This is a genomic window from Buttiauxella noackiae ATCC 51607 (assembly GCF_001654865.1).
Lineage (GTDB): Bacteria > Pseudomonadota > Gammaproteobacteria > Enterobacterales > Enterobacteriaceae > Buttiauxella > Buttiauxella noackiae.
In genome coordinates this window covers 21,978-47,928 of record NZ_LXEO01000002.1, presented here as the reverse complement: position 1 = coordinate 47,928, position 25,951 = coordinate 21,978, and the positions used below count along the sequence as shown (strand labels likewise).

Annotated in this window: 23 protein-coding genes; 5 read left to right on the top strand and 18 right to left on the bottom strand. The window is 47.4% G+C overall.

Annotated elements, in window-relative coordinates; all coding sequences use genetic code 11:
• The first annotated feature begins 4 nt into the window (after positions 1-4).
• Positions 5-1,540, top strand: coding sequence for a DHA2 family efflux MFS transporter permease subunit (locus tag M979_RS00250; RefSeq protein ID WP_064552991.1), 1,536 nt, complete (start codon positions 5-7; stop codon positions 1,538-1,540).
• 36 nt (positions 1,541-1,576) lie between these two features.
• Here M979_RS00250 and sbmA read toward each other — a convergent pair whose 3' ends face one another.
• The 3 genes from sbmA to lpxP form a co-directional block, all read right to left on the bottom strand.
• The gene (gene sbmA / locus M979_RS00245) at positions 1,577-2,794 is read right to left on the bottom strand and encodes a peptide antibiotic transporter SbmA (RefSeq protein ID WP_034457863.1); all 1,218 of its coding nucleotides are present in this window, start codon (positions 2,792-2,794) and stop codon (positions 1,577-1,579) included.
• Between the two features lie 225 nt (positions 2,795-3,019).
• Complete coding sequence (locus M979_RS00240) at positions 3,020-3,541, bottom strand: isochorismatase family protein (protein ID WP_034459973.1); 522 nt, start codon at positions 3,539-3,541, stop codon at positions 3,020-3,022.
• 56 nt (positions 3,542-3,597) lie between these two features.
• Positions 3,598-4,524: a kdo(2)-lipid IV(A) palmitoleoyltransferase gene (gene lpxP, locus M979_RS00235; protein WP_064552989.1), complete on the bottom strand. Its 927-nt coding sequence runs from the start codon at positions 4,522-4,524 to the stop codon at positions 3,598-3,600.
• Positions 4,525-4,920: 396 nt separating this feature from the next.
• Here lpxP and M979_RS00230 point away from each other — a divergent pair, with 396 nt between their 5' ends.
• Together M979_RS00230 and ampH are read left to right on the top strand one after the other, a co-directional pair.
• The gene (locus tag M979_RS00230) at positions 4,921-5,208 is read left to right on the top strand and encodes a hypothetical protein (RefSeq protein ID WP_064552987.1); all 288 of its coding nucleotides are present in this window, start codon (positions 4,921-4,923) and stop codon (positions 5,206-5,208) included.
• A gap of 177 nt (positions 5,209-5,385) precedes the next feature.
• Positions 5,386-6,537: a D-alanyl-D-alanine-carboxypeptidase/endopeptidase AmpH gene (ampH, locus tag M979_RS00225; RefSeq protein ID WP_064553169.1), complete on the top strand. Its 1,152-nt coding sequence runs from the start codon at positions 5,386-5,388 to the stop codon at positions 6,535-6,537.
• Positions 6,538-6,571: 34 nt separating this feature from the next.
• Here ampH and M979_RS00220 read toward each other — a convergent pair whose 3' ends face one another.
• The 4 genes from M979_RS00220 to proB form a co-directional block, all read right to left on the bottom strand.
• Positions 6,572-7,192 carry a helix-turn-helix domain-containing protein gene (locus M979_RS00220; protein ID WP_064552984.1) on the bottom strand — a complete coding sequence of 207 codons (621 nt, stop codon included), beginning with the start codon at positions 7,190-7,192 and terminating at the stop codon, positions 6,572-6,574.
• Between the two features lie 133 nt (positions 7,193-7,325).
• The gene (locus M979_RS00215; RefSeq protein WP_064552982.1) at positions 7,326-10,106 is read right to left on the bottom strand and encodes an autotransporter outer membrane beta-barrel domain-containing protein; all 2,781 of its coding nucleotides are present in this window, start codon (positions 10,104-10,106) and stop codon (positions 7,326-7,328) included.
• 462 nt (positions 10,107-10,568) lie between these two features.
• Positions 10,569-11,822 carry a glutamate-5-semialdehyde dehydrogenase gene (proA, locus tag M979_RS00210; RefSeq protein ID WP_064552980.1) on the bottom strand — a complete coding sequence of 418 codons (1,254 nt, stop codon included), beginning with the start codon at positions 11,820-11,822 and terminating at the stop codon, positions 10,569-10,571.
• A 10-nt stretch (positions 11,823-11,832) separates the two neighbouring features.
• Positions 11,833-12,936: a glutamate 5-kinase gene (gene proB, locus M979_RS00205; protein WP_034457847.1), complete on the bottom strand. Its 1,104-nt coding sequence runs from the start codon at positions 12,934-12,936 to the stop codon at positions 11,833-11,835.
• A gap of 295 nt (positions 12,937-13,231) precedes the next feature.
• On the opposite strand from proB, the gene ompC reads away from it, so the two are divergent.
• The gene (gene ompC, locus M979_RS00200; RefSeq protein ID WP_064552978.1) at positions 13,232-14,332 is read left to right on the top strand and encodes a porin OmpC; all 1,101 of its coding nucleotides are present in this window, start codon (positions 13,232-13,234) and stop codon (positions 14,330-14,332) included.
• A 46-nt stretch (positions 14,333-14,378) separates the two neighbouring features.
• On the opposite strand, the gene crl is transcribed toward ompC, so the two are convergent.
• The 3 genes from crl to gpt all read right to left on the bottom strand — a co-directional run bounded on the left by crl (position 14,379) and on the right by gpt (position 16,675).
• Complete coding sequence (gene crl, locus M979_RS00195; RefSeq protein WP_064552976.1) at positions 14,379-14,780, bottom strand: sigma factor-binding protein Crl; 402 nt, start codon at positions 14,778-14,780, stop codon at positions 14,379-14,381.
• A gap of 57 nt (positions 14,781-14,837) precedes the next feature.
• On the bottom strand, positions 14,838-16,085 hold the full coding sequence (gene frsA / locus M979_RS00190) for an esterase FrsA (protein WP_064552975.1): 1,248 nt from the start codon (positions 16,083-16,085) through the stop codon (positions 14,838-14,840).
• A gap of 131 nt (positions 16,086-16,216) precedes the next feature.
• A complete protein-coding gene (gene gpt / locus M979_RS00185; protein WP_034457839.1) occupies positions 16,217-16,675 on the bottom strand; it encodes a xanthine phosphoribosyltransferase in 459 nt (152 codons plus the stop codon).
• A 265-nt stretch (positions 16,676-16,940) separates the two neighbouring features.
• Between gpt and pepD the strand changes: the two genes are divergently transcribed.
• Positions 16,941-18,398 carry a beta-Ala-His dipeptidase gene (pepD, locus tag M979_RS00180; protein ID WP_064552973.1) on the top strand — a complete coding sequence of 486 codons (1,458 nt, stop codon included), beginning with the start codon at positions 16,941-16,943 and terminating at the stop codon, positions 18,396-18,398.
• A gap of 45 nt (positions 18,399-18,443) precedes the next feature.
• Here the strand turns inward: pepD and dinB are convergent, their stop codons facing one another.
• The 8 genes from dinB to M979_RS00140 all read right to left on the bottom strand — a co-directional run bounded on the left by dinB (position 18,444) and on the right by M979_RS00140 (position 25,685).
• Complete coding sequence (gene dinB / locus M979_RS00175) at positions 18,444-19,499, bottom strand: DNA polymerase IV (RefSeq protein ID WP_064552971.1); 1,056 nt, start codon at positions 19,497-19,499, stop codon at positions 18,444-18,446.
• A gap of 107 nt (positions 19,500-19,606) precedes the next feature.
• Positions 19,607-19,831 (bottom strand): (Na+)-NQR maturation NqrM, encoded by a 225-nt coding sequence (gene nqrM / locus M979_RS00170; RefSeq protein ID WP_034461602.1) that lies wholly within the window; start codon positions 19,829-19,831, stop codon positions 19,607-19,609.
• Positions 19,832-19,842: 11 nt separating this feature from the next.
• Entirely contained in the window at positions 19,843-21,066 is a 1,224-nt protein-coding gene (nqrF, locus tag M979_RS00165; protein WP_064552969.1) for an NADH:ubiquinone reductase (Na(+)-transporting) subunit F, read from the bottom strand.
• 12 nt (positions 21,067-21,078) lie between these two features.
• On the bottom strand, positions 21,079-21,675 hold the full coding sequence (nqrE, locus tag M979_RS00160) for an NADH:ubiquinone reductase (Na(+)-transporting) subunit E (protein WP_034461600.1): 597 nt from the start codon (positions 21,673-21,675) through the stop codon (positions 21,079-21,081).
• 6 nt (positions 21,676-21,681) lie between these two features.
• Entirely contained in the window at positions 21,682-22,320 is a 639-nt protein-coding gene (locus M979_RS00155; RefSeq protein ID WP_083963872.1) for an NADH:ubiquinone reductase (Na(+)-transporting) subunit D, read from the bottom strand.
• Positions 22,313-23,107: a Na(+)-translocating NADH-quinone reductase subunit C gene (locus tag M979_RS00150; protein ID WP_064552967.1), complete on the bottom strand. Its 795-nt coding sequence runs from the start codon at positions 23,105-23,107 to the stop codon at positions 22,313-22,315. The genes M979_RS00155 and M979_RS00150 overlap by 8 nt, the downstream gene beginning before the upstream one ends.
• Complete coding sequence (locus tag M979_RS00145) at positions 23,100-24,338, bottom strand: NADH:ubiquinone reductase (Na(+)-transporting) subunit B (RefSeq protein WP_034461596.1); 1,239 nt, start codon at positions 24,336-24,338, stop codon at positions 23,100-23,102. The genes M979_RS00150 and M979_RS00145 overlap by 8 nt, the downstream gene beginning before the upstream one ends.
• A 3-nt stretch (positions 24,339-24,341) precedes the next feature.
• On the bottom strand, positions 24,342-25,685 hold the full coding sequence (locus M979_RS00140) for a Na(+)-translocating NADH-quinone reductase subunit A (protein ID WP_064552965.1): 1,344 nt from the start codon (positions 25,683-25,685) through the stop codon (positions 24,342-24,344).
• Between the last annotated feature and the right edge of the window lie 266 nt (positions 25,686-25,951).

Here is a 25,951-nt window from a genome sequence, read left to right as displayed (position 1 = left end):
CGTTATGCAAGATAAAGCCGCATTTACGCCTCCCAACATGTGGCTGGCGGTGCTCGCACTATCGCTGGCAACCTTTATGCAAGTGCTGGACTCCACCATTGCAAACGTTGCGCTGCCGACCATTGCAGGGAACCTTGGTGTAAGTGCCGATCAGGGGACCTGGGTTATCACCTCGTTTGCGGTGTGTAACGCCATTGCCCTGCCCCTGACTGGCTGGTTCACCCGGCGTTTCGGACAGTTAAAGCTATTTATCGGTTCAGTGGTGATGTTTACCCTCACCTCTTTTCTGTGCGGCTTTGCCCACAGCATGACTGAGTTGATCATCTTCCGCGCCCTGCAAGGTTTTTTCGCAGGCCCAATGTTCCCGATGTGTCAGACACTACTTTTGGTTATCTTCCCTTCGAGCAAACGCAGCATGGCGCTTGCTCTGTTGTCGATGGTAACGGTGGTTGCGCCAATCGTCGGCCCGATTACCGGCGGCTGGATAACCGATAATTACTCGTGGCCGTGGATTTTCTATATCAATGTGCCAATCGGGATTTTTGCTTCCATTGTTGTCTGGACACAACTGCGAAGTCGTGAAGAAACCACGACCCATTCGCCTATCGACTATATCGGTATCGCTCTGCTCGTCCTCGGTGTTGGGCTATTGCAGGTCGTTCTGGATAAGGGAAACGATCTCGACTGGTTCGCCTCACCGCACATTATTATTATGTCAACGATCTCAGCTATCTCGTTGGTGTCGTTTGTTATTTGGGAATTGGGCGAGCGCCATCCTATTGTTAACCTGCGCTTGTTCAAGGATCGTAACTTTGCCATTGGCACGGTTTCGCTGACGCTCGGTTATGCCGCGTTCTTCGCCATCAACATCATTTTGCCCCAGTGGCTGCAAACGCAGATGGGTTATACGGCAATCTGGGCGGGTCTTGCTGCAGCGCCAATGGGTGTGTTACCGCTAATGATGACGCCGATTATCGGGCGCTACGCCAGTAAGTTTGATTTGCGTATCCTGGCCTCGCTGTCATTCCTGACCATGGGGGCTTCGTGCCTTATCCGTGCGCAATTCAATACCGATGTAGATTTCCGTACCATCGCCGAAGTGCAGCTGTTTATGGGGATCGGTGTGGCATTCTTCTTTATGCCAATAACAACCATAGTGCTATCAAACCTTAACGGTGCAGAGGTGGCCGAAGGTTCCGGTCTGGCTACGTTCTTCCGTGTGCTGGGTGGTTCTTTTGCGTCATCACTCACTACGTGGATTTGGTCACGCCGTGAAGTGTTCCATCACGCAAATCTGACCGAGAGCGTGTCGATTTATAATCCTTCAGCGGTTGATTATCTGGATAAGATGGGGGGCGCAACGCAGCAGCATCTGGCGTTTGTAGATAAGACTATCGAGCAGCAGGCCTACATGATGTCGACCATCGACTACTTCTGGATTTTAGGTTGGGGTTTTATGGCACTGATTGTGGTTATTTGGTTTGCACGTCCACCGTTTGTACGCTCGGGCGCACCCGGTGCTCCATCAGCTGGGCATTAAATCAATCTGGCGGGAATACCCGCCAGATCTCTCTTTCTAGACCGATTCACCTGCCGCTTCTACCGGAATATCCTGTAACGTGCGCTCAAAGCTGCGCAGACGTTTATAGATAGACATCAGTTCAACAAGTGTGGTCCACGAGCTAATCAAATACTGGAATGACCCACGAACCTGACCAAACACGTTGGTGATTTGCGTCATCAGTCCAAGCGTAATAGTCCCAGCTACAATCGATGGGAACAGCAAGAACAGACCAAACACATTATCAACCTGCAAGTAGAGAATACGGGCAATGTTGAAGTACATGTAGTGGAAATAGAGGCGGAAATAGTTTCTGCGTACGCCATCAAACAGCTCTTTTACTGTTGGTGGAGAAGCACGAGATGGATCGTCCTCGCCATAGACCAGCTCTTTACGATAAGCCGCTTCAACACGCTGATTTTTGAACTCAAGCCCTGGCAATTTAATACCGACCACAGCCAGCAACCCTGTTCCCAGAAGCGACCAGATAATGGCAGCAATGACCAGGCCGTAAGGAATATGCCCAACAATCGGTAAATCTGGAACGTGAGCTGAAAGAGTGACCAACACGGGCAAGAAGGCAATTAACGTCATAATTGCGTTAATAAAGCTGACGCCCATATCTTCGAGAGTGGAGGCAAAGCGCATGGTATCTTCCTGCACACGCTGTGCGGCACCTTCGATATGGCGCAGCATCTGCCAGTTATCCATGTAGTATTCATTCATCGCGGTACGCCAGCGGAAGACATAGTGGCTGACGAAAAAGTTATTCATCACGCCAACAATCACCGCAATCAGTGCAATACCGAGAAATACGCCAACCTCATGGTAGAACTGCTCAATGGTCACTTTATGGGGGGCACTAAGCGCAGTCTGGATTAAATCGTAGAATGGGGCATACCACGCATTCACCGCTACCCCCACTTCCACCAGGAACCAGGTAACGAAAATAATCAGCGAGGAGCCGAGAATAGACCAATACTGCCAACGGTGCGGGCTGTAGATAAACCAGAATAGTGCAAACATACCCACGCAAAGAGCGTAATAGGCGTAAAACACCAGATAGCCCATCGACCAGAAACGAGCCGCACTGATTGGCACTTCGCCACTTGCGCCGGTGATATGCTCAAGCCAGTTGCCTCCACCAGCCTGCCAGAAAACAACTGCGATCATTGCCCAGATAAAAGCCGACAGGAAAAAAGCTGTCGGGCGTGGGAAAAACGATTTAAACATTACAACACTCCTGAAAACACACTCTTATTGTTGTATACCCAAGCGACGTCAAAATGGAGGTGGGCGGCAATCGAGTGAGTCCCGATGAGCTTACTCAAGTAAGTGATTATTCGGGGATCGAGAACAGCCAACGACCCTGCATATTGAAGGATGACAGGTATAACTTCCCCGGAAAAATAAGGCTCACTAAATGTTGTATCAAGAGATGTAAGGCTGAGTGCCGCTTTACCATTGCTCAAGGATTTCTGCGGTAGATTTTACCCGCAGGGTATTTCCAGGAATCGTAAAGTTACGCCAGACATCGTTGTAATGCTCGATCAACACTTCAGCAAGCGCCGCCGGACGATTTGCTGTGGTATGGGCATCAAGGGCAACAGTCATGGCATAGCCGCGACTGGCTCCATTTTTAATAGTAGCGTCCACGCAATAATCCGTGGCACAACCGCACACCACAAATTCGTTTATCTTGTGGCGTTGAAGCAGCTCATCAAGTTCCGTGCGATAAAAAGCGTCACAGGCTGTTTTGGTCACATACAGCGCATTAGTTGGCTGTATTAGCTCAGGTAACAAACCAAACGCCGCGCTCCCCTGTTCAAAACCAGGTTCTGTATGCTGGATGAAAATAACTATTTCTGCGGCATCGATCAGTTGGTTAATACGAGTCGCGCAAGTTTCACGGTTAAAACGTGGGGTTTCAAATACCCCATTTTGCATATCGATCACCATCAGCACACGTTGGGCAGGCATAATTAAGCTCTCAATGAACAAGGAAGTCATGAGCGTAGCATAAGCCTTGTTTTGCTTTAAACCGTGTAAAGTTTGGGCTCGCCGTCAGGCCGGGTTTTGAACCGGCGATGCAGCCACAGATACTGCTCCGGAGCACGCATAATTTCATGCTCAATCTTACGGTTCATATACGCCGCGGCTGCTTGTTCATCATCGAGCGGGTAATCAATCATTTCAGGCCCAATAACCAGTTGATAACCGGAGCCATCAGATTTGCGGTACAGAACAATCGTAAGAAGCACGGGTTTCGCCAGACGGGCAATAGTGTAAGTCCCGTTAGTCGTTGCGGCCTGCGGCACGGCAAAGAATGGCGCAAATGAACTGCCTTTAGGACCGTAATCCTGGTCAGGTGCAAACCACACGGCTTCACCGGCTTTAAGTGCTTTCACCATACCTTTTAAGTTGCGCCTATCGAGCATCGCTTTATTAGAACGGGAGCGACCACGGGTCTGTACATACTCCATCGCTTTATTATTATGTGGCCGATACATCGCCATCATTGGTCGGCAGAGCCCCATTACACGGCCACCTAATTCCAGCGACATGAAATGCACGCCAATGGCCAGAACGCCTTTTCCTTTTCCGCAAGCTGCGGTGATGTGCTCAAGGCCGCTGACATCAAACCATTTGCGAACCCGCTCATCAGACCAAAACCAGGCCATTCCCGTTTCAATCAACCCCATCCCCAACGAAGAGAAATTCTGCTTAACGAGTTCTTCGATTTGCGCGTCGCTATAATGTGGGAAACAAAGTTTGAGATTCTGGCGAGCAATAGAAACCCGGCGTTTAAGAAAACGCATTGATGTCCGACCGATTAAGTCGCCCATTTTAAGCAGTACGGAATATGGCAATTGCACCCAAAGCCACAAAATAGCCAGACCAAACCAGGTCAGCCAATAGCGAGGGTGAAGGAGATCTTTTCGGAATGACGGTTTACTAGACATTTTCTGCTTCTTTATGCGTAATTGGTGTGTATCGCATAAGGAGTTAAATCATTAGCGGTACAGCGAGGTGCCATAACTAAGACGCCATCGGGCAGTAATAGTTGCAGCACAGTATTCAATGTTCCGCTGATGATACGCATTTTCTGATCAAGCTATGTATAGGAGTTGTCAGTTTTTTTGCGTATTTCCTACAATTACATCAGCATCAAGCGTTATACGCACTTTTCAGTTCAAAAAACAGTCAATAAAAGTCTGATTTCGTTTTTTTACTACCAGTAATCTCCCTATCACTTAGCCACTTCTGCTGAATAAATTTTCATCTTTTCACCTGTCATATAGTGACATTTGTACCAATACTTATTGGGATTTCCCTACATATCTCAGGAACCAAACCATATGAAAAAACTTACATTAAGCTTAATGTCCGGCATGTTTCTGTTCGTTAGCGCGGGGGCATTTGCCGAAAACCCAGCAACCAGTACCTCAGGTATGCAAGCTGAGAAAGAACAACTCAATAATCCTGGTCATATTATTGATGACTGCCGTGCGCCAGGTAATGTAGATAAAAAAGGCTGCGAACCCGGACATGAAATGCGTAAAGAACATAAAGGAAATGAGAAAATGCTGGAGAAAGGCGGCACAACCGACGATGTAATGCAAAAAGACGTGCAAAAAACTAACTAGTTTCAGATGCACCACAGCGACAAGCAGTGGTGCATTACTGAGCGAAAAACCCATTGAAATGATGCGTTACGCTTTTTCTTATCACATTCCTCATTTTCCGCGTTTGCGCAGCGCCATAGAGTAGTATAAATACGATCAATATCGCTTCTCTTCGTTTATGGGTTACCTGCGTTGAAAATTCGTCTCCCGCGCCTTGCCGCGCTTGTTATTGCTGCGCTGCCAATTTTAAGCTTTGCACAAACATCTCCCGACCCTGTTTTTGCTTCCGAAATTGCAGACCGTTACGCCAACCATATTTATTACGGTAGTGGCGCTACCGGTATGGCAATGGTAGTGATTGATGGTAATCAGCGCGTTTTCAGAAGCTTTGGTGAAACACGGCCCGGAAATAATATCCGTCCGCAGCTTGACTCTGTCATCCGCATAGCCTCGTTGACCAAACTGATGACCAGTGAGATGTTGGTGAAAATGTTGGATCAGGGAAAAGTTCAGCTCAATGATCCGTTAAGTAAATATGCCCCGCCTGGAGCCAGGGTCCCGACCTACAACGGTAACCCTATCACTCTTGTGAATCTGGCTACGCATACCAGTGCTTTACCCCGTGAACAACCTGGTGGTGCAGCTCACCGAACGGTGTTTACCTGGCCTACACGCGATCAGCGCTGGAACTGGCTAGCCACCGCGAGTTTAAAGAGTTCGCCTGGCACTATCGCCGCTTATTCAAACCTTGCTTTTGACTTACTTGCTGATGCGCTTTCTCGTGCAGCAGGCAAACCTTACCCTTCCCTGTTCGAAGAACAAATCACACGACCACTAGGGATGAAGGACACCACGTTCACTCCTTCACCTGACCAGTGCAAACGCCTGATGGTGGCTGAAAAAGGGGCCAGCCCGTGCGATAACACACTCGCGGCAATTGGAAGTGGCGGTGTTTATTCCACACCTGATGACATGATGCGCTGGATGCAGCAATTCCTGAGCTCTGATTTCCATCGCCGTAATACCCAAGCTGACAGAATGCAGACGCTTATTTATCAACGTACTCAGCTCACTAAAGTGATAGGTATGGATGTTCCGGGGAAAGCAGATGCTTTAGGGCTTGGCTGGGTATATATGGCACCTAAAAATGGTAGGCCGGGTATTGTGCAGAAAACCGGTGGCGGCGGTGGTTTTATCACTTATATGGCAATGGTCCCGGAAAGTAATGTGGGCGTTTTTGTCGTTGTTACTCGCTCGCCATTAACTCGTTTCGTGAATATGAGTAATGGTGTGAATGATTTAGTTTCAGAATTAAGTGGGTTTACCCCACAGACCAGCCCTGCCTCTTAGATGGTGAAGCAGGTCGGTGAACCGACCTGCTTTTTTAATAGCTAGTCGGTAAGCGATTGACTGATTTAAGCTTTCCTTTGTCCATCTCAATATAGTTACCTTTGCGTAGAGCAGATAAAATTTCCGCAATAACTGAGCGTGATATTTTAGTTCTTTTTTGTACAAATGTTATGACACCGGTACGCTCACGTAATTCAGGACTCCATGAGTCCATAATGAGCAAGGTTGCTCGAATTTGAGAATACTTTGTTGCGCCAATGAAACGAGCATCGCGGTTCTCAAGGCTATGTAGAAGGAAGGCCGTCCAGTGACAAACCGGTTGCCAGAGTTTATTTTTTTCAATAATTTCAAGAGCAAGGCTTGTAGGAATATTAAATCCCTTACAATCAGTTTGAGTAGTTAATCGATACTTAATCTGAGAGGGTTGCAATATATTAGACAGACCAATACATGTTGGTGCCGATATAACCTCCATCAAAAGGTCATCCACTTCGCGGTGTAGTACAATCGCCCCCTCACTAAAGAACCAAATAAGTTGTTCATTATTTTCATTGAACATATTTAATTCACTGTGTGCTGGCAAATTCAATTTCTTGCCTGCGTCCACCAACCTGCTGCGAATAGCTTCGAGCTGGGTTAATGGTTTCATATACATAATCGATATTCCTTTATCTTAAGAGCCACAAGAAAATGCCTGTCTCTATTCGAGACAGGCATTTATTACTGTTGATTTATTCAGATTAGATATGGTTCATATTATCCCTTGAACCATATCGCTCATTATATTATTACCAGATGTACTTAACACCAACATTTGCTGACCAGTCCTGATCAACATCACCACCACCGAGGTAGTTAGTATCTGCATAAGCTGCGAAGTTTTTGGTGAAGCTGAACTGAGTACCAAGTCCTACACGTACCGCAGAACCTTCCACTCCATTGTCAATATCATCACCATTCACATCAGCACTATTGCCGTTAGAATCATCATAGACATAAGCCAGTTTGAAGTAAGGCGTAAGAGCTTGATCACCGTAGTCGAAGGTGTATCCCGCATCCATACCCAACTCATAACGCATGCTGTCATATGACTGGCTACCCACTTTCATATTATTACTAAGTTGATAGTTGTCGCCATCCTGGAACAAACCAGAAATAGAAGCATAAGGAGTCAGATAGCCTTGCTGATTAATCTGCCAGTCATAGCCGAGTTTCATACCAAAGCCCCAGGCATCAGAAGAAATATCGCCATCAACCGCAGATCCGTTACTCATGCGAGCAGTCAGATCATTGCTGTAATGGCTATAACTCAACGTTGAATCCAGGAAAATATTGTTCTGGAAACGAGCTGAAGAGTAGATGCGAGCAGATTGGCTGTCTTGATCAACATTACCGCTGTTGTCGCTAATGCTACCTTTTGCAAAACCTGCTGCTGCACCGACGGTCCACTTAGCAGAGTTGCCGTCGATCTGCTTATCCAGACCAACCATGATGCCATTTACGTCTTGATCATAGTTCAGGGTACCGTTATCGCCAGAGAAGCCACCGCCGATGTAAGTGACCCATGCACCACCAGTATCACCTTCTGTATGGCGTCCATTTGCCAGGCGAGTTGCCAGAGCGTCTTGTTCCAAATTCCAGATATTGGTGTTTGCAGAAGGAATGCTTAACGCCATATTTGCGTAATCAGTCAAGCGATCCTGCTTCAGAACGACGCTGTCACCTTGCTGTTGAGCTTCGTAGGTATAGGCACCCAGGTCAGCACGGTTTGCAGCAGTAAATCGTGCATTGGTATTTGCATTGTTATCATAAACACGAATGACTTCGTTGTTTTTATAATCTTTAACGGAGCCTTTACCCGTTGCATTATCGATACGAACTTTATAGTTACCCGCTACATCACCGTTAACAGCCAGATGACCATCTGAGTGCAATGCAACGACACCGTAGTCATAATTTGCATGGTTAGCATCGTTAGTAATATAACGAGCATTGTTGAGGTCAGAATTCAGTACATAATTACGGCTGGCAACATTCAGAACACCACCATCTGTCGCTACCATATTATCCGTGTCAACCTGCCCTATACCCAGAGCCAATTCTGCATGGTTATCAATGGTAATTTTGTTAGCGTACAAATTAGCTAACTCTTCAGTTAAAGCGACTTTACTGTAGCTATCAATGTACAGGCTATCTGTCGCAACATTGCCACCATCACCAATGTTCATTGAAGAGCGATTAGTCAGAGTTATGCTATCAGCCAGTAATTTCGAGTCTTCAATATGGACCTGAGATTGATTGTTGACTGTCAACGCATCAATATTGGAGGATTTACGGGTATCCCATTCGGAACCATTATTTAGCGCGACATTGAAAATACCACTTTGATAAACAGCGTTGCCTACAACATGGCCACTTTCGTTATAAGCGCTATCAGCATTTTCAATGCCGTATGTTGAAGCAGGCCAGATACTATTTGCGGTGATATCGTACAATTCGGAAGTCGCTTGTACATTAGAAACCGCTGCGCCAACCCATTTGCTGCCATTAGTCAGGGTCAAATCCAGACGGTCGGTATTATCCCAACCGTTAGAATCAAATGTGCCGTCACCATTTATGTCATAAGCATTAACGTGGGTGATTGTGCCGTTAGCGTTCGTGTTGCTATAGCCACCAAAATTTTCATCGAATGTGCTGTTGAATTTTACGTCGCCAGTGATCGTTGAATGGTCAAAAGTGGCTACCGTTTGCATAGAATTATCAGCCGAGGAACTCGCGGTAACTAGCAATGCTACATCATTTATAGTGGCTGAATTGTCATAATCACTTGCCTTACCCGTGCGACCATAAAAGCCAGTGGTTCCTTGATCGTTCCATGAACCTGAAGTAAGAACTGAGTCTGTCACAGTAATGTTATTATTGAATACTTCAGCACTATTTGAGCCATCAGTATAAGTCACATCAAGATGATCTTCCCACTCATGCCCTTGGATCAGGGTAATACCGGCGACATGAGAGTTATTTTTGATAGCAATATCAGCTTCTTGATTCAAAGTAATTGCTGTTCCCAAGTCAAATGTATTCACACTTGCGGTACTAATCGTGCCATCAGCATTTTGTGTGTAATAGCTGAAATGTTCGAAATTATCATCAATCGTTGAGTTATCAACAGTCAGAGCAAGTCGATCATAAATGTAACCATCAGTAGCGCGGTTGCAATCCTTAGAAAGACATTCTGATGTAACCATGCCATGGATGTTACTATTTTTGATAGTCAGGGAATTCGGATTAGTATTTGTTGTATCGCCGTTATCAAGGTAGTACGTCGAAATAATGCCATTAACTTTGGCATTGTTGATAACAGGATAAACATTGCCGTTGTAGAGGCTATCTGTTCCATAGTTATTCCATCCGGCATATCCCTGATACATCACACCATCATTAGCAGTGTAATAAAAAGTATCGAACTGAGTATTAGAGATATCGGTTGCTACTGCTTGTGTAGCGATAGCCATGGAGCAGGCTAATGCCAGTTGAGAAATTATGAGCTTGTTTTTCGAAGAATGCATTTGCCATCCCTCCTAAGGGATTTAAATTTTCGTTGGTCCATCAATAGTCAATGCAATAAGCGGTAATCACTAAAAGATGTAATGATGTTAGCGGAACGATTATTATGCCCCTGCTGTTAATGGTTCAATTAATTTATTAATTAAGTATGAAAAAGGACAAATATGATAAAAAACGGCGAGCACTTATGATCAATAACTGGTTACATATTAATGACATGCAAAAATAAAAAACAAACCCATATAAAAAATGAATAATTCATGTTTATTAATGCATTATTTAAATGGAGAGGGTTAACATTAGGCTAGCATGATACATAATATAGATAACATGCAAATAGCTGATAGTTAGAATATCCAGAAGTACAGGAGCGAATAGTAGGGATATTGATTAACTTAAGAAAATGATGGGTAACACATATAATCTTATAATTTCCAGATTTATATGCATTACCTTTATATCAATTATTCGCGGATAGTATCGTCGCCGAATCCGATCCATTTATAAGTCGTAAGTGCTTCAAGCCCCATTGGACCACGGGCATGAAGTTTCTGCGTACTTACAGCCACTTCAGCACCTAAGCCAAACTGAGCGCCGTCGGTGAAACGCGTTGAAGCATTCACGTAAACCGCTGAAGAATCGACTTCATTCACAAAGCGATTCGCGTGACTTAATGTGCGCGTCAGAACTGCATCTGAGTGCTGTGTACCATGTTGTCGAATGTGATCGATAGCGTCATCGATATCAGCAACAACTTTCACATTCAGATGCAGTGACAACCATTCATCGTCGTAATCTTCAGCTTTCACTGGCAGCACTTCAGCCGGGCCTTTTTGCAAAAGCAGCAACGATTTTTCATCCGCATGTAACGTAACGCCAGATACTGCCATTTGCTTACTTAAAGCCACCAGGAAAGTTTCGGCAATTTCCTGATGCACCAGCAAAGTTTCCACCGTGTTACAGGTGCTTGGGCGTTGGGTTTTAGCGTTTACGATAATGTTCAGCGCAGGAGTAAATTCAGCACTTGCATCGACAAAAATATGACAAACACCGATACCACCCGTTATCACCGGAATAGTGGATTGCTCGCGGCAAAGTTTGTGCAGGCCAGCACCACCGCGTGGAATTAACATGTCTACATAGCGATCCATACGCAGCAACTCGTTCACCAATTCACGATCCGGGCTTTCAATCGCCTGAACCGCCGCTGCAGGTAAACCGCACTCCATCAGAGCTTGCTGAATAACCTTTACAGTTGCGGCATTGGTACGCCAGGTTTCTTTACCACCGCGTAGAATCGCTGCATTACCTGTTTTTAGGCACAGTGAGGCTACATCAACCGTTACGTTAGGGCGGGCCTCATAAATGACCCCGACTACGCCTAATGGAACGCGGCGACGTTCGAGACGCAGGCCGCTATCGAGTAAGCCTCCATCAATCACCTGTCCAACAGGATCGGCCAGATTACAAACCTGGCGAACATCATCGGCGATGCTTTTCAGGCGCGATGGTGTAAGTTGTAAACGATCGAGCATCGCTTCACTCAAACCATTGGTTTTTGCTTCAGCTAAGTCCTGCTCATTGGCCATTAAAATAGCTTCGGCCTGTGCTTCCAGATAATCTGCAATTCGTTCCAGCGCCCGATTTTTTTCGCGACTGGAGAGGAGAGCCATCTGATAAGAAGCCGCTTTCGCAGCTTTGCCCATTTGTTCCAGCATTGCCAGCTCCTTAATTAACAATCATATCGTCACGATGAACCGCCACTGGGCCATATTCATAGCCGAGGATTTCATCGATCTGTTGAGAGTGATGGCCCGCAATGCGGCGTAATGCATCGCTGTTATAACGGCAAACCCCATGAGCAATGTCACGACCCTCGAGGCTACGAATACGAATAACTTCTCCACGGGAGAAGTTGCCTGCCACATTTTTGATACCCTTCGGCAGTAAAGAGCTACCACGCTCAAGAATCGCGGCCAGTGCCCCATCATCAACCGTGATTTCGCCGGCAGGTGGCGCGCCAAAGATCCAACGCTTACGATTTTCTAATGGTGATTGCTGAGCATGGAAACGCGTGCCAACAGGTGTTCCCGCCATTACATCACCAATAACGCCAGGTTTGCTCCCTGCAGCAATAACAACATCAATACCGGCACGGCAGGCAACATCAGCCGCTTGTAATTTCGTGCCCATACCACCGGTCCCAAGCCCGGAAACACTATCACCGGCGATGGCGCGCAGCGCATCATCAATGCCATGGACCTCTTTAATTAATTCGGCGGCTGGATTATTACGTGGATCAGCAGTAAATAGCCCTTGTTGATCGGTCAGCAGGAGCAACTTATCGGCACCCGCAAGAATAGCGGCCAGCGCAGAAAGGTTATCGTTATCGCCAACTTTAATTTCTGCCGTCGCAACAGCATCATTTTCATTGATTATAGGAACGATATTGTTGTCCAGCAGTGCTCGCAGGGTATCGCGCGCATTCAGGAAACGTTCGCGATCTTCCATATCGGCCCGTGTGAGCAGCATCTGCCCAACATGAATGCCATAAATAGAAAATAGCTGTTCCCAGAGTTGGATCAGCCTGCTTTGCCCTACGGCGGCAAGTAACTGTTTCGACGCAATAGTTGCGGGGAGTTCGGGGTAGCCTAAATGCTCACGTCCTGCGGCTATCGCCCCAGACGTCACAATAACGATACGATGCCCGGAGGCATGAAGTTGTGCGCATTGACGCACTAGCTCAACAATATGAGCCCGGTTCAGGCGGCGTGAGCCACCGGTTAATACGCTCGTGCCTAGTTTTACCACCAGCGTCTGGCTGTCACTCATGATTCTCTGCCGTGTTAGCGAAATTGGAAATTTAAAATGCCAAATGACGTTGTAACAGGAGTCGCGATGAATGCCAACTGCCCCGGCACGGAAAACGGCTAACTTCGCGTAAACGATCGATAACCGTAACGGCAAATTTTGACAATTTTGTGACAAATATAAATTATTACGTTTATTTAAACTTTCTCTCACTACGTCATAAAACTTTCATCTCAAGGCGATAAAACTCTCTGCGTTTTTTAACGGGATATTTTCCGATTAAATTTTAGCGCGTATACATCATTGGGATGAGAAAATGAAGAAAAGCACACTGGCATTAATGGTATTGGGTTTTCTGGCGTCATCAACTTCTTCGCAAGCAGCAGAAATTTATAATAAAGATGGCAATAAACTCGACCTTTACGGAAAAGTAAAAGCAGAACACTATTTAAGTGATAATAACTCTGTAGATGGCGACCAGTCTTATGTCCGTCTGGGGTTTAAAGGCCAGACACAAATTAACGACCAACTGACCGGTTTCGGGCAGTGGGAATATCAAGTTGCCGCTAACAAAGCCGAAGGTGATGTTAATACCACCAAAACTCGTCTGGCATTTGCTGGTTTAAAAGCAGGTGATATTGGTTCATTTGACTATGGTCGTAACTACGGTGTGCTGTACAACATCGCTTCCTATACCGATATGATGCCAGAGTTTGGTGATGATTCTTACACCAAAACCGATAACTTTATGACTGGCCGTGCTAACGGTGTTGCCACCTACCGCAACAACACCTTCTTTGGCTTGGTTGATGGTCTGAAGCTTTCCCTGCAATATCAAGGGAAAAATGAGAATGACGGCCGTGCAACCAGCAAACAAAACGGTGACGGTTTCGGTACTTCACTGTCTTATGACATTGGCGATACTGGCCTGACAGTTGGTGCTGGCTACGCTAACTCCAACCGAACTTTGGCCCAGAAAAATCAGGCTTACGGCAAGGGTGACAATGCCGAAGCCTGGACTACCGGCGTGAAATATGACGCGAATAATGTGTATCTGGCTGCAATGTATGCCGAAACACGTAATATGACGCCAATTTCTGGCACTGCATCAATTAATGGTATAAATAATAGCGTCAGCGGTTTTGCAAATAAAAACCAGGCATTTGAAGTCATTGCACAGTATCAATTTGACTTTGGTCTGCGACCATCTCTGGGTTATGTCCAGTCAAAAGCCAAGGATATTGAAGGGGTCGGCGATGCAGATCTGGTAAAATATATCGATGTTGCGGCCACTTATTACTTTAACAAAAACATGTCTACTTATGTTGATTACAAAATTAACCAACTCAGTGACGACAATACATTAAAACTGAATAGTGATGATGTCGTTGCTGTCGGTATTGTTTATCAATTCTAATTAGCAAAAGAAAACCCCCATCCATGAAGGATGGGGGTTTTTTATTTCAGGCCGAAAGCTTAACGGGTTTTTCCGCAAAGTTTTCTGCGGGTACCAAATCCAGGCTCAGAGTGCTTAATAACTCGCGCAGGCGCTCATGGAAACCACGTAGTGTTTGCTCAAGTCTTTCATCTACTTCTTTGTCTTTTGCCGCTGTTGCAGTCCACTTACCATCTTTGTCGAACAGACCAAAATGGTATGTATAGGTAAATTGCTTTTCCTGCGCTTCCAGCTCCATCCACCAGCCCCAGAATTCACGTTTTTCTGGTGCTGGCTTCACATTAACGCACACAGCCAGGCAATCGAAGAAGAAACGGTTATCTTCACACTGCTCTTCCCGGATATATGGGCCAAGCGAGGCGAATTTTTTAATCAATCTACTTTTCGGGTGTCCACTCGGTAACGTCATTGCGATCTCCTGTTGTGAAGCAACTGTTTTACCAAACCGATGAAATTTAGCAAATCTTTAACGCAATCTCTGCTTGATCCATCCAGTAATTTCTTTCAGCGCTTTGTCAAAGTTGCGATACACCGGGTTAAACGGGATCGCCAGCAACTTACCATCCGCAGATGACGAAGTGATTAAACGGGAGTCTTCTTCCGGGCTGAATGGATCGTTTACCCAGTAACCAGATAGCATTGGCGTTGGGCAGTGACGCCCCAACAGTCCCTGGGTTTTTAGTGAATAGCGATTCAACTCCACACGCAAGGCGCTATCTGATGCATCATTCATCCCAAGACGACTTGCCAGTACATCAATATACATCTCGGGCACCTGTGCCTGCCGTGATGCGTCGCTCAATAAGCTATGAACAACGGGTCCAAGGCATGCCACCGCTTTCAAACGGGGTGCTTCGATATATCCCAACCGTACTGCTACGTTAGCACCAAACCGGAAACCAAACGCTGCTACACGAGTGTGATCGACCCACGGAATATTCGGTAACGCCTTCAGAACATGCTGGTGTAAAAGACTGGAATCCTGAGTCAGTTTCCATTTTGAAGAGAAGCCAATCGATGGCATATCGATGGTCAACATCGCCATACCTTCAGGTGCAAAATACTTATCAAATAAGTTGTAATAATCGCTCTGCAAAGCGTCAAGGCCACCGCAAATCAACACCGTCGGGAATGGCCCCTGCCCTTCTTTTGGAAGGTGTAAGAATCCGGTTATTGTTCCGCCACCAGGGATTGGGAATTCAAGTTCACGCAAGCCGCCGGAAAGACGGGGGGCTGCTTCTTCATACGCGCGATTTGCCAGAACTTGTGCCTGTTCTGCAAGTTGATCACCTTTCAGATGTGGGTAGGCTGCAATGCTATAAAGATTAGCGGCCTGTAACCAATACTTGCCGCTAAGTACCTTGTCTGTTTCCTGGTTAGCTCGCTGTTGCCATTGCATCGCTTGCTTTGACCATTCATAAATCCAGTTCCCACCACGATAGCCAATGACCGTATCAAATAACTCATCATTGGTGCGTTCGGCCTTGCACATGGTAATTCGCGACTGTACTTCGAGGATTTCGAGCGGATCGACACCGCGCCAAACCCAGAGCAGGCGGTTGATCATGCGATACCACTGAGGAGCTGTTGCACCGTCCAGAGCTGACTGGATAACAGGAGCGGCTTGATGCTTAGCACGCCGAACCAGGGTCGAAGTTTCGGGGTGCTTAAATCGTGGTTTAAACAGAGTTTCGCTAAGATTGGCCTGCGACATCGTTTCTGCCTCCATACAAACGTCAGGAATGGGGCTATTGTACTCTGTCAGCATCCAAATAACACAAACGCCCGGCTATGCCGGGCGTAAATCAATGCAAATCTGTAATGATATTTTCCGAAGAGGAAAAATTAACGACCAGCTAATGGTGGAACGAAAACAACGCCCATATCCCACGGCTGTTCAATCCAGGTATCTTGCGGGATATCGATGACATAATCATCAACTAAAGGCTGACCAGCAGGCTTGGCGAAGATAGTGACGAAATGCGCTTTTGGATACATTTCACGGATAGCAACCGCGGTACCGCCAGTATCTACCAGGTCATCGATAACGATGAAACCTTCACCATCACCTTCAGCACGTTTCAGTACGGTCAGCTCACGCTGATTATCGTGGTCATAGCTGGAGATGCATACGGTATCAACATGACGAATCCCCAGTTCACGCGCCAACAGTGCGCCAGGAACCAGGCCGCCACGGCTAACAGCAATAATGCCTTTCCACTGTTCAGCAGGAAGCAGACGGCTTGCCAACTTACGCGCGTGAATCTGCAACATGTCCCAGGTGACGATGTATTTTTCGCTCATGTGAAATTATCCCAGCCAGTTATTAACGGCTTAAAAATGTTCAAAGGGGTTTTGGTTGCGCGAGATTATAGAGATCTGACGCACTAAAAACCAGTACTGTAGGCCTGTCCCGCTCGTTTTTACGTGCTTTAGTTCGTCACAGCCTTAGTTATAGTGGTATTCTCAGGCCAGCGCACAATGCTTACTTGTGTTGTATTTCATTAAGATCAATCCTGCGCTCTGCGAACCAAAATTGTCAGCAGAGTCGATGTCAAGGAGACTTATCGTGTCTGAATTGTCTCAATTATCTCCACAGCCGCTGTGGGATATTTTTGCCAAAATCTGTTCTATTCCGCACCCTTCTTATCATGAAGAACAACTCGCGGAACATATTCTGTCCTGGGCAAAAGAAAAAGGCCTGCATGTTGAGCGCGACCAGGTTGGTAATATCCTGATCCGCAAACCTGCAACAGTTGGTATGGAAAACCGTAAAACGGTTGTCCTGCAAGCTCACCTTGATATGGTGCCGCAGAAAAATAACGACACTGTCCATGATTTCACTAAAGACCCGATTCAGCCATATATCGACGGCGAGTGGGTTAAAGCGCGCGGTACTACGCTGGGTGCAGATAACGGTATCGGTATGGCATCTGCATTGGCAGTGTTGGCTGATGATTCCGTGTCTCATGGCCCGTTAGAAGTACTGCTGACCATGACCGAAGAAGCGGGTATGGACGGTGCTTTTGGCCTGCAAGCGGGCTGGTTGCAAGCTGATATCCTGATCAACACCGACTCAGAAGAAGAAGGTGAGATTTATATGGGTTGTGCTGGCGGGATTGATTTTATCTCCACGCTGCCACTCCAACGTGAAGCGATTCCAGCAGGTTACGAAACCTACAAACTGACCATCAAAGGTCTGAAAGGTGGTCACTCTGGTGCTGAGATCCATTTGGGTCTGGGCAATGCAAATAAATTGCTGGCGCGTTTCCTGTTCGCTCACGCAGCAGAACTGGATGCTCGTCTGATTGATCTGAACGGTGGTACGCTGCGCAACGCAATCCCTCGTGAAGGTTCAGCTATCCTTGCTGTACCTGCCGATAAAGCAGCACAACTCAAGCAACTGGCAGCGCAGTTCCTGTCAATTCTGCAAAATGAGCTGGGTGCCGTTGAGAAAAACACAGCCGTTCTGGTTGAAGCGACCAGCACAGACAAATCCGCGCTGACAGTAAAAAGCCGCGAAGCTTTCATTAACTTGCTCAACGCAATGCCAAACGGCGTTATCCGCAATTCCGATGCTGTAAAAGGTGTAGTGGAAACCTCACTGAACGTGGGTGTGGTCACAATGAAAGATGAGAGCGCAGAAATCATCTGCCTGATTCGTTCATTGATTGATAGCGGCAAAGATTATGTGGTTGGCATGCTTCACGCACTGGGTCAGCTTGCTGGCGCAGAAAGCGTTGCGAAAGGCAGCTACCCAGGCTGGCAGCCAGATGCAAAATCCCCGGTAATGGCTCTGGTTCGTGAAACTTACCAAAAGCTGTTCAACAAGACACCAAACATCATGGTTATCCATGCCGGTCTGGAATGTGGTCTGTTCAAGAAGCCTTACCCTGAGATGGATATGGTGTCTATTGGGCCGACCATTACAGGTCCACACTCGCCTGATGAACAGGTTCATATTGCAAGCGTTGGCCAATACTGGATCCTGCTGACTGAGCTGCTAAAAGCAATTCCAGTTAAGTAAGCCAAATACGTGCACTCAAAAACCCTTTCATTGAAAGGGTTTTTTTTATAATCCCAGAACCAGTTGGCGCTCCAACTGCGGGTCCAGTAACGTGACATGTAGTCCCACCAGCCTTACGCCTCGCCCTCCCCTGCGCTCTTCCCATGTTTTCTTCGCCGTTGCGATTAAATCGGCTTTATTGAGCTGCGGCCACACATGTTCCTGAGTGGTTTGCTGGAAATCATTAAACTTGAGTTTGACTCCCTGACGAGCAATCAATAAATCTGGTTTCACCTTTATCAAACGTCGCTCAAGTTCAGCATAAAGCTGCTCAATGATGGCTTCACACTCCTGCCAATCATGAATGTCTTCAGCCAATGTTTTCTCTACGCCAACAGATTTGCGCTGCCGTTCATTGTTTATCTCCCGCTCGTCAATGCCCTGGCTTCGCTCCCACAGAACGCGCCCAAATTTTCCAAAACGTTTGAGCAACGAAGCTAGATCGGTATTCTGCACATCAGCACAGGTACGTAGCCCCAGACTTTCTAGCTTTCCCGCAGTGACTTTGCCAACGCCTGGAATTTTACCGAGCGGCAAGGTTTGCAAAAATGCAGGAATCTGCTCAGGGGTAATCACATATTGCCCGTTCGGTTTGTTCAGATCTGAGGCGATTTTGGCAAGGAATTTTATCGGGGCTATCCCCGCGGAAGCCGTAAGGTTAAGCTCATCAGAAATGGACTGGCGAATTTCGTGCGCCATGAGCGTTGCAGAGCCGTGGCAGTTCAGGCTATCGGTAACATCCAGATAAGCCTCATCAAGCGAAAGCGGTTCAATAAGATTGGTGTAGCGGCTAAATATCTCACGAATATGATTTGATGCATCTTTATATGCGTCAAAACGCCCCGGCAAAAGTGTCAGGTGAGGACATAATTTGAGTGCCATCGCAGTTGACATTGCGCTGTGCACACCAAATTTTCTTGCCGGGTAATTTGCGGTACTGATAACACCACGGCGTTGTGCGCTGCCGCCAATAGCCAGTGGGACATCCCGTAAAGCGGGGTTATCACGCATCTCTACGGCTGCAAAAAAGCAATCCATATCGACATGAATGATTTTACGCATACTTTTCACATCCATTACATCACTGGATAAGTATACAGTTAAAATATTGAGAGAGGAAAGTCTGTATCTAAGAAAACCTCCCGACAAAACGGGAGGTTTTAAGGAGCTTATATGATGCGGTTTTGCTGAATTTTTGCCAGCCGTTCGGCTTTCGCCATACGCTTTTTACGCGCATCGCAAGGTTCAGGACAGTTGCAGACCTTCTCCATGCCGAGTGCTGCAATGCCACCACAACTACCCTGAAGCGCTTTGCGTTTCACGATAACCCCTAGTGACATACCAAATATCACCAGCAAAAATATAACGAAGGTGGCTAAAAATACCGTCAGCATAATGGCTCCCGTCAGCCGCCAAAGTCATCGAGCATGATATTTTCATCCTCAACACCCAGGTCTTTAAGCATTTTAATCACTGCGGCGTTCATCATCGGCGGCCCACACATATAGAATTCACAGTCTTCTGGTGCCGGGTGGCTGCGAAGATAGTTTTCTAATAATACGTTGTGGATAAAGCCGGTGTAACCCGTCCAGTTATCTTCTGGCTGTGGATCAGAAAGCGCCACATTGAACGTGAAGTTCGGATTTTCCTGCGCCAGTTTTTCAAACTCTTCTTCGTAGAACATTTCACGTAACGAACGTGCGCCGTACCAGAAGCTGATTTTGCGCGTGCTATGAAGGCGTTTGAGCTGGTCAAAGATGTGTGAACGCATTGGCGCCATACCGGCACCACCGCCGATAAACACCATTTCTGCATTCGTATCTTTGGCAAAGAATTCACCGAACGGCCCAGAAATTGTCACTTTATCGCCCGCTTTCAGCGACCAGATATAAGAGGACATAATACCCGGAGGGACATCTGGCACATTTGGTGGCGGCGTAGCGATACGCACGTTCAGCATGATAATGCCTTTCTCATCCGGGTAGTTCGCCATGGAATAGGCGCGAACACAGGGTTCTTTCACCACAGACTTGAAACGGAACAGGTTAAATTTATCCCAGTCGCCACGGTATTCCTGCGGAACATCAAAGTCCTGGTAGTTAACTTCGTGAGGTGGGCTTTCAATCTGGATGTAACCCCCCGCACGAAACGGCACTACGTCACCATCAGGAATACGCAGCTTGAGTTCTTTAATGAACGTCGCTTTGTTATCGTTGGAGATAACTTCGCATTCCCATTTTTTAACGCCAAAGATTTCCTCTGGCAGCTCAATTTTCATATCCTGCTTAACGGCAACCTGACAGGCAAGACGGCAGCCCTCTTTCGCTTCACGTTTGGTGATATGCGAAAGTTCGGTAGGCAGAATATCACCACCGCCTTCTTTAACTGTGACACGGCATTGCCCGCAAGAACCACCACCACCACAAGCCGAGGAGATGAATATCCCTTGGTTTGACAGTGTGTTGAGCAGTTTGTCACCCGCCGGAGCATGGAACTGTTTGTCTGCTTCGTTGTTAATCTCAATCAGCACGTCGCCGGAGTTAACAAGCTTTGACTTGGCAAACAGAATCATCAACGCCAGAGCCAAAACAATAAGCGTGAACATCACCACGCCAAGAATAATTTCCATACCTTCCCGCCCTTATAGCTGCACACCGGAGAATGACATGAAACCTAGTGCCATTAACCCAGTGGTGATAAAGGTGATTCCTAAGCCACGCAATCCTGCGGGCACATTGGCATATTTCATCTTCTCGCGAATACCAGCCATCGCGACGATAGCCAGCATCCAGCCTACACCGGAACCCACGCCATAAACGATGGATTCACCGAAGCTGTAATCACGCTGCACCATAAACGACACGCCACCGAAAATGGCGCAGTTAACGGTGATAAGCGGCAGGAAGATACCCAGCGCGTTATAGAGAGCCGGGAAGAAACGATCGAGGATCATTTCAAGGATTTGCACCAGCGCTGCAATCACACCAATGAAGGTGATGAAATTCAGGAAGCTGAGGTCAACACCTTCAACCAATGCACCGTCGCGAAGCACAAGGTTATAAACCAGGTTATTCGCCGGAACGGCAATCCCTAAAACAACGGTAACCGCGACACCTAAACCAAATGCAGTAGAAACCTTCTTGGAAACCGCCAGGAAGGTACACATGCCAAGGAAGAACGCGAGCGCCATGTTCTCAATAAACACAGCACGCACAAACAGACTAATCATATGTTCCATAGTCAGTTAGTCCTTTTCCTGCTGCGCAGGCTTCAGCGTACGCAGTGCCCAAATCAACAGGCCGATAATAAAGAACGCACTCGGCGCCAGCAGGAACATCCCGTTTGGCTGATACCAGCCACCGTTCTGCACCGTTTCAAGCACCGTGATACCAAATAATTTACCGCTACCGATAAGCTCACGCAGGAAGCCAACTAACAGCAGAATCACGCCATATCCCAGGCCGTTACCGATACCATCCATGAAGCTTGCCAGCGGTGGCGACTTCATGGCGTAGGCTTCGGCACGCCCCATCACAATACAGTTGGTGATGATCAGACCGACGAATACAGATAATTGCTTGGAAATTTCGTAAGCATAAGCACGCAGGATCTGATCCACGACGATAACTAACGAAGCAATGATCGCCATCTGCACGATGATTCGCACACTATTTGGAATCAGGTTACGGATCATCGAGATAAACATGCTGGAGAACGCTGTCACCACAGTTACCGCGATGGTCATTACGAACGCCGTTTCCAGCTTCGTCGTTACAGCCAGCGCCGAACAGACACCGAGTATTTGCAAGGCAATCGGGTTGTTATCCACAAGAGGACTAATCAGTACCCGTTTGACCTCTTTCATGTCTGAAATATCAGCCATTGTTGAGCGCTCCTTCACGTACTTGTTTCAGGAAGGGGCCAAAACCGAGTTCACCCATCCAGAAATCAAAAGTGTGTTGTACACCGTTTGCTGTGAGCGTGGCACCGGATAAACCATCTACCCCGTACTCATCTCCCTGACGCGCACCGCCTTTCACAACACGAATAGCAGGCTTGCCATTGTCATCAAGTAGTTTTTTGCCAATCCACTGGGCTCGCCAGTTCGGGTTTTCAACCTCACCACCCAGACCCGGGGTTTCACCCTGATCGTAGTAAGTGATGCCTTTTACCGTGCGGCCATCGGTTTGCAGAGAAACAAAGGCGTACATCATCGACCACAGACCTTTGCCATACACAGGCAAAACTACTTCCTGAATTTTGTTTTGCTCATCCCGCACCAGGTAAATCTCAACAATATTGCTGCGATTTTTTATCCCGGCACGATCTTCGTCAGAGGTGAGTGCTTTGCTCTGATTGGGATCACGCAATGCTGCAGCCTGGTCGAATTTAGACGAGTCTTTATCCAGTAACTCGCCACTTTTCAAATCCAACAAACGCGGTGTAATGCGTGATTCAAAGATGGCTTTAACATCTTCACCTGTCATTTTTGGTGTTGCTAAACCCGCAACATCAAGAATGTTACGTTGCTTATCGAGCGCTTTTTGCTCCTGCTGACGAGCTTTAAGCCCCACAGCAGAACCAGCTACCACGACGGAGCAAACCAGGCAAAGCACCAGCACCACCAGCAGTGTTCTGCCAATGCTATCGTTACTTTTTACTTCAGCCACGCGACTTCCTCCGCTTGATATTGGCTTGCACCACCAGGTAATCGAACAACGGTGCAAAGAGGTTGGCGAACAGAATCGCCAGCATCATCCCTTCTGGATAGGCCGGGTTTACAACTCGAATTAATACACACATCACGCCGATGAGTGCCCCATACCACCATTTACCTTTGTTAGTAAACGAGGCCGAAACCGGATCGGTCGCCATAAACATCATGCCGAAAGCAAAACCACCCAGCACCAGATGCCAGTACCACGGCATCGCAAATAGCGGGTTGGTTTCAGAACCGATGAAGTTAAACAGCGTTGCTGTGGCAATCATGCCGAGCATAACGCCCGCCACGATGCGCCAGGATGCGACCCGACCAAACAGGATAATCGCACCACCAATCAGGATCATCAGCGTTGAAACTTCACCAATCGAACCGGGAATATTGCCGAGGAAAGCATCCATCCATGTAACAGGTTGGCCTGTGACAACATTGACTAATGCTTCACCGCCGCCATGGGACCATTGCGAAAGCGGAGTTGCCCCAGAGAAACCGTCAGCCGCGGTCCACACCAGGTCGCCCGAGATTTGCGCTGGATAAGCGAAGAACAGGAACGCACGGCCAGCCAGTGCAGGGTTCAGGAAGTTACGGCCTGTCCCACCGAAAATTTCTTTAGCGATAACCACACCGAAACTGATACCGAGTGCGGCTTGCCACAAAGGCATCGTTGGTGGCACCACCAGCGCAAAAAGAATTGAAGTAACAAAGAAGCCTTCGTTAATTTCATGTTTGCGGATGATAGAGAATAGAACTTCCCAGAAGCCACCGACCAAAAACACGGTGATGTAGATTGGCAGGAAGAAAACGGCCCCAAGCGTCATCATGCTGAGCCAGCCAGCATCAGGCGTAAAGTTTACTCCCAGCCACTGCGCGACAACATAATGCCAGTCGGATGAAATCACCTGCTGGAGTTGTTCTGCGCCGTACATCTTGTTCAAGGCAGGAATAGTTTGCAGCCCAACGTTGTACATGCCCCAGAACATTGCCGGGAATACAGCGAACCACACCAGGATCATCATGCGTTTCAGATCGATAGCATCACGAACATGGGAGGCTCCGGGTGTAACGATGCCTGGCGTATAAAACAGTGTCGCCGTCGCTTCAAAGAGCGGGTAGTACTTTTCTAGCTTTCCGCCTTGCGTGAAGTGCGGCTCTAGTTTTTCAAATAAATGCTTCAAGCCCATGACTTATCCTTCCTGCTCGATGCGGGTTAATACCTCACGTAGCACCGGGCCATATTCATATTTCCCCGGGCAAACGTAGGTACAAAGCGCCAAATCTTCTTCATCCAGCTCCAGACACCCCAGCAATTGAGCGCTGTCGGTATCTCCTGCCAGTAAGTCGCGCAATAACATCGTGGCCAGAATATCCAGCGGCATGACACGCTCATAGTTACCAATTGGCACCATTGCGCGTTCGCCACCATTGGTATCGGTAGAGAAGTTAAATAGTTTGCGCTTCAGAAAGTGGCCAACCGTGGTGCGTGTAATCGAATATTTATTGGCACCAGGCATTACCCAACCAAACAGTTCTTTTTCACGCCCTTCTTTCAGAACCGTGACTTGCAGGTGGAAACGACCAAGCCAGGCACGAGGGCCAGCGGCCATGGTTCCACTTAATACAGAACCGGAGACGATGCGGTTTTCGCCTTCTTCCAGCTCACCAGCTGTGAGCACTTCCAGAGATGCCCCCAGACGGGTGCGAATCAGACGTGGTTTTTTAACCTGTGGGCCGGCTAACGCAATAACGCGTTCGGTCCACAATTCGCCTTCAATAAATAATTTGCCGATGGCAATCACATCCTGGTAGTTAAGATGCCATACCGTTTTTTGCAGGCTAACAGGCTCCAGGAAATGAATGTGTGTGCCCACTAACCCAGCAGGGTGAGGACCGGCAAATTCATTAAACGTCACTTGTCCGCAAGCATGGCCACCCAATTTACCGCCACCCGCCTGGCAGACATGGACTTTTCCATCTGTCAGCCGTGACAATAGTGTTAAGCCTGCATCAAACATTTCGCGATGCGCACGAATAATGGGTTGCGGATCGGCCGCCAGCGGATTGGTATCAATGGCGGTCACAAAAATGGCCGCGGGAACGCTCGCAGGTTGTGGTGCTTTACTGAATGGTCGCGTACGAAGTGCAGTCCACAGGCCAGAAGATAGCAGCTGTGCCTGAACAGTTTCGCGCGGCAATTTGCCAAGACTTTCAGGTGCAAAGTGTTCAAAAACGACCTGTTCATCACCCTGAACCTCAATAACCAGAGATTGCAGTACGCGACGTTCACCACGATTAATCGTCGTTACCGTTCCACTCGCAGGAGCGGTAAAGAGCACGCCCGGGTTCTTTTTATCTTCGAAGAGAGGCTGGCCTTTCAATACCTTGTCACCTTCCTGCACAAGCATAGAAGGGCGCATGCCGACATACTCTTCACCGAGCAGGGCCACGAAAGGTATCGCAGGGCCGTCATGGATTTGCTGTTCCGGTAAACCGGCAATAGGCAAATCCAGACCTTTTTTGATTTTTATCATAAGGTTATCACGTTTAAAATTGGCTTAAACATCGCGACAAAAAAGTGTAGCCGACAACGGATGGGTCGAAATGCTATTCAACCGATGCGACACATAAAGCGGTACAAACAGGAAACGCATCCATTCGCTATTACGAGAGGGAGGTATAAGTCGCCCGGGTAACCGGAACAAGTGACTTATGGATAGTTTCCTTTCATATCCGCAGGTCAACATTCGCGAAGGATTTTAGCATCATTAGCCCTCTGAAGGGGCAGAAATCAGCATAG

Bases quoted from the DNA above. Each gene is read 5' to 3' on its own strand.
- proA (WP_064552980.1), bottom strand. From the start codon at position 11,822: ATGCTGGAACAAATGGGCAAAGCTGCGAAAGCGGCTTCTTATCAGATG.
- M979_RS00155 (WP_083963872.1), bottom strand. From the start codon at position 22,320: ATGGCTGATATTTCAGACATGAAAGAGGTCAAACGGGTACTGATTAGT.
- proB (WP_034457847.1), bottom strand. From the start codon at position 12,936: ATGAGTGACAGCCAGACGCTGGTGGTAAAACTAGGCACGAGCGTATTA.
- dinB (WP_064552971.1), bottom strand. From the start codon at position 19,499: ATGCGTAAAATCATTCATGTCGATATGGATTGCTTTTTTGCAGCCGTA.
- M979_RS00140 (WP_064552965.1), bottom strand. From the start codon at position 25,685: ATGATAAAAATCAAAAAAGGTCTGGATTTGCCTATTGCCGGTTTACCG.
- frsA (WP_064552975.1), bottom strand. From the start codon at position 16,085: ATGTCGCAGGCCAATCTTAGCGAAACTCTGTTTAAACCACGATTTAAG.
- crl (WP_064552976.1), bottom strand. From the start codon at position 14,780: ATGACGTTACCGAGTGGACACCCGAAAAGTAGATTGATTAAAAAATTC.
- M979_RS00220 (WP_064552984.1), bottom strand. From the start codon at position 7,192: ATGTATATGAAACCATTAACCCAGCTCGAAGCTATTCGCAGCAGGTTG.
- M979_RS00145 (WP_034461596.1), bottom strand. From the start codon at position 24,338: ATGGGCTTGAAGCATTTATTTGAAAAACTAGAGCCGCACTTCACGCAA.
- gpt (WP_034457839.1), bottom strand. From the start codon at position 16,675: ATGAGCGAAAAATACATCGTCACCTGGGACATGTTGCAGATTCACGCG.
- nqrE (WP_034461600.1), bottom strand. From the start codon at position 21,675: ATGGAACATATGATTAGTCTGTTTGTGCGTGCTGTGTTTATTGAGAAC.
- lpxP (WP_064552989.1), bottom strand. From the start codon at position 4,524: ATGTCTAGTAAACCGTCATTCCGAAAAGATCTCCTTCACCCTCGCTAT.
- ompC (WP_064552978.1), top strand. From the start codon at position 13,232: ATGAAGAAAAGCACACTGGCATTAATGGTATTGGGTTTTCTGGCGTCA.
- sbmA (WP_034457863.1), bottom strand. From the start codon at position 2,794: ATGTTTAAATCGTTTTTCCCACGCCCGACAGCTTTTTTCCTGTCGGCT.
- M979_RS00215 (WP_064552982.1), bottom strand. From the start codon at position 10,106: ATGCATTCTTCGAAAAACAAGCTCATAATTTCTCAACTGGCATTAGCC.
- nqrF (WP_064552969.1), bottom strand. From the start codon at position 21,066: ATGGAAATTATTCTTGGCGTGGTGATGTTCACGCTTATTGTTTTGGCT.
- M979_RS00240 (WP_034459973.1), bottom strand. From the start codon at position 3,541: ATGCCTGCCCAACGTGTGCTGATGGTGATCGATATGCAAAATGGGGTA.
- M979_RS00250 (WP_064552991.1), top strand. From the start codon at position 5: ATGCAAGATAAAGCCGCATTTACGCCTCCCAACATGTGGCTGGCGGTG.
- M979_RS00230 (WP_064552987.1), top strand. From the start codon at position 4,921: ATGAAAAAACTTACATTAAGCTTAATGTCCGGCATGTTTCTGTTCGTT.
- nqrM (WP_034461602.1), bottom strand. From the start codon at position 19,831: ATGCTGACGGTATTTTTAGCCACCTTCGTTATATTTTTGCTGGTGATA.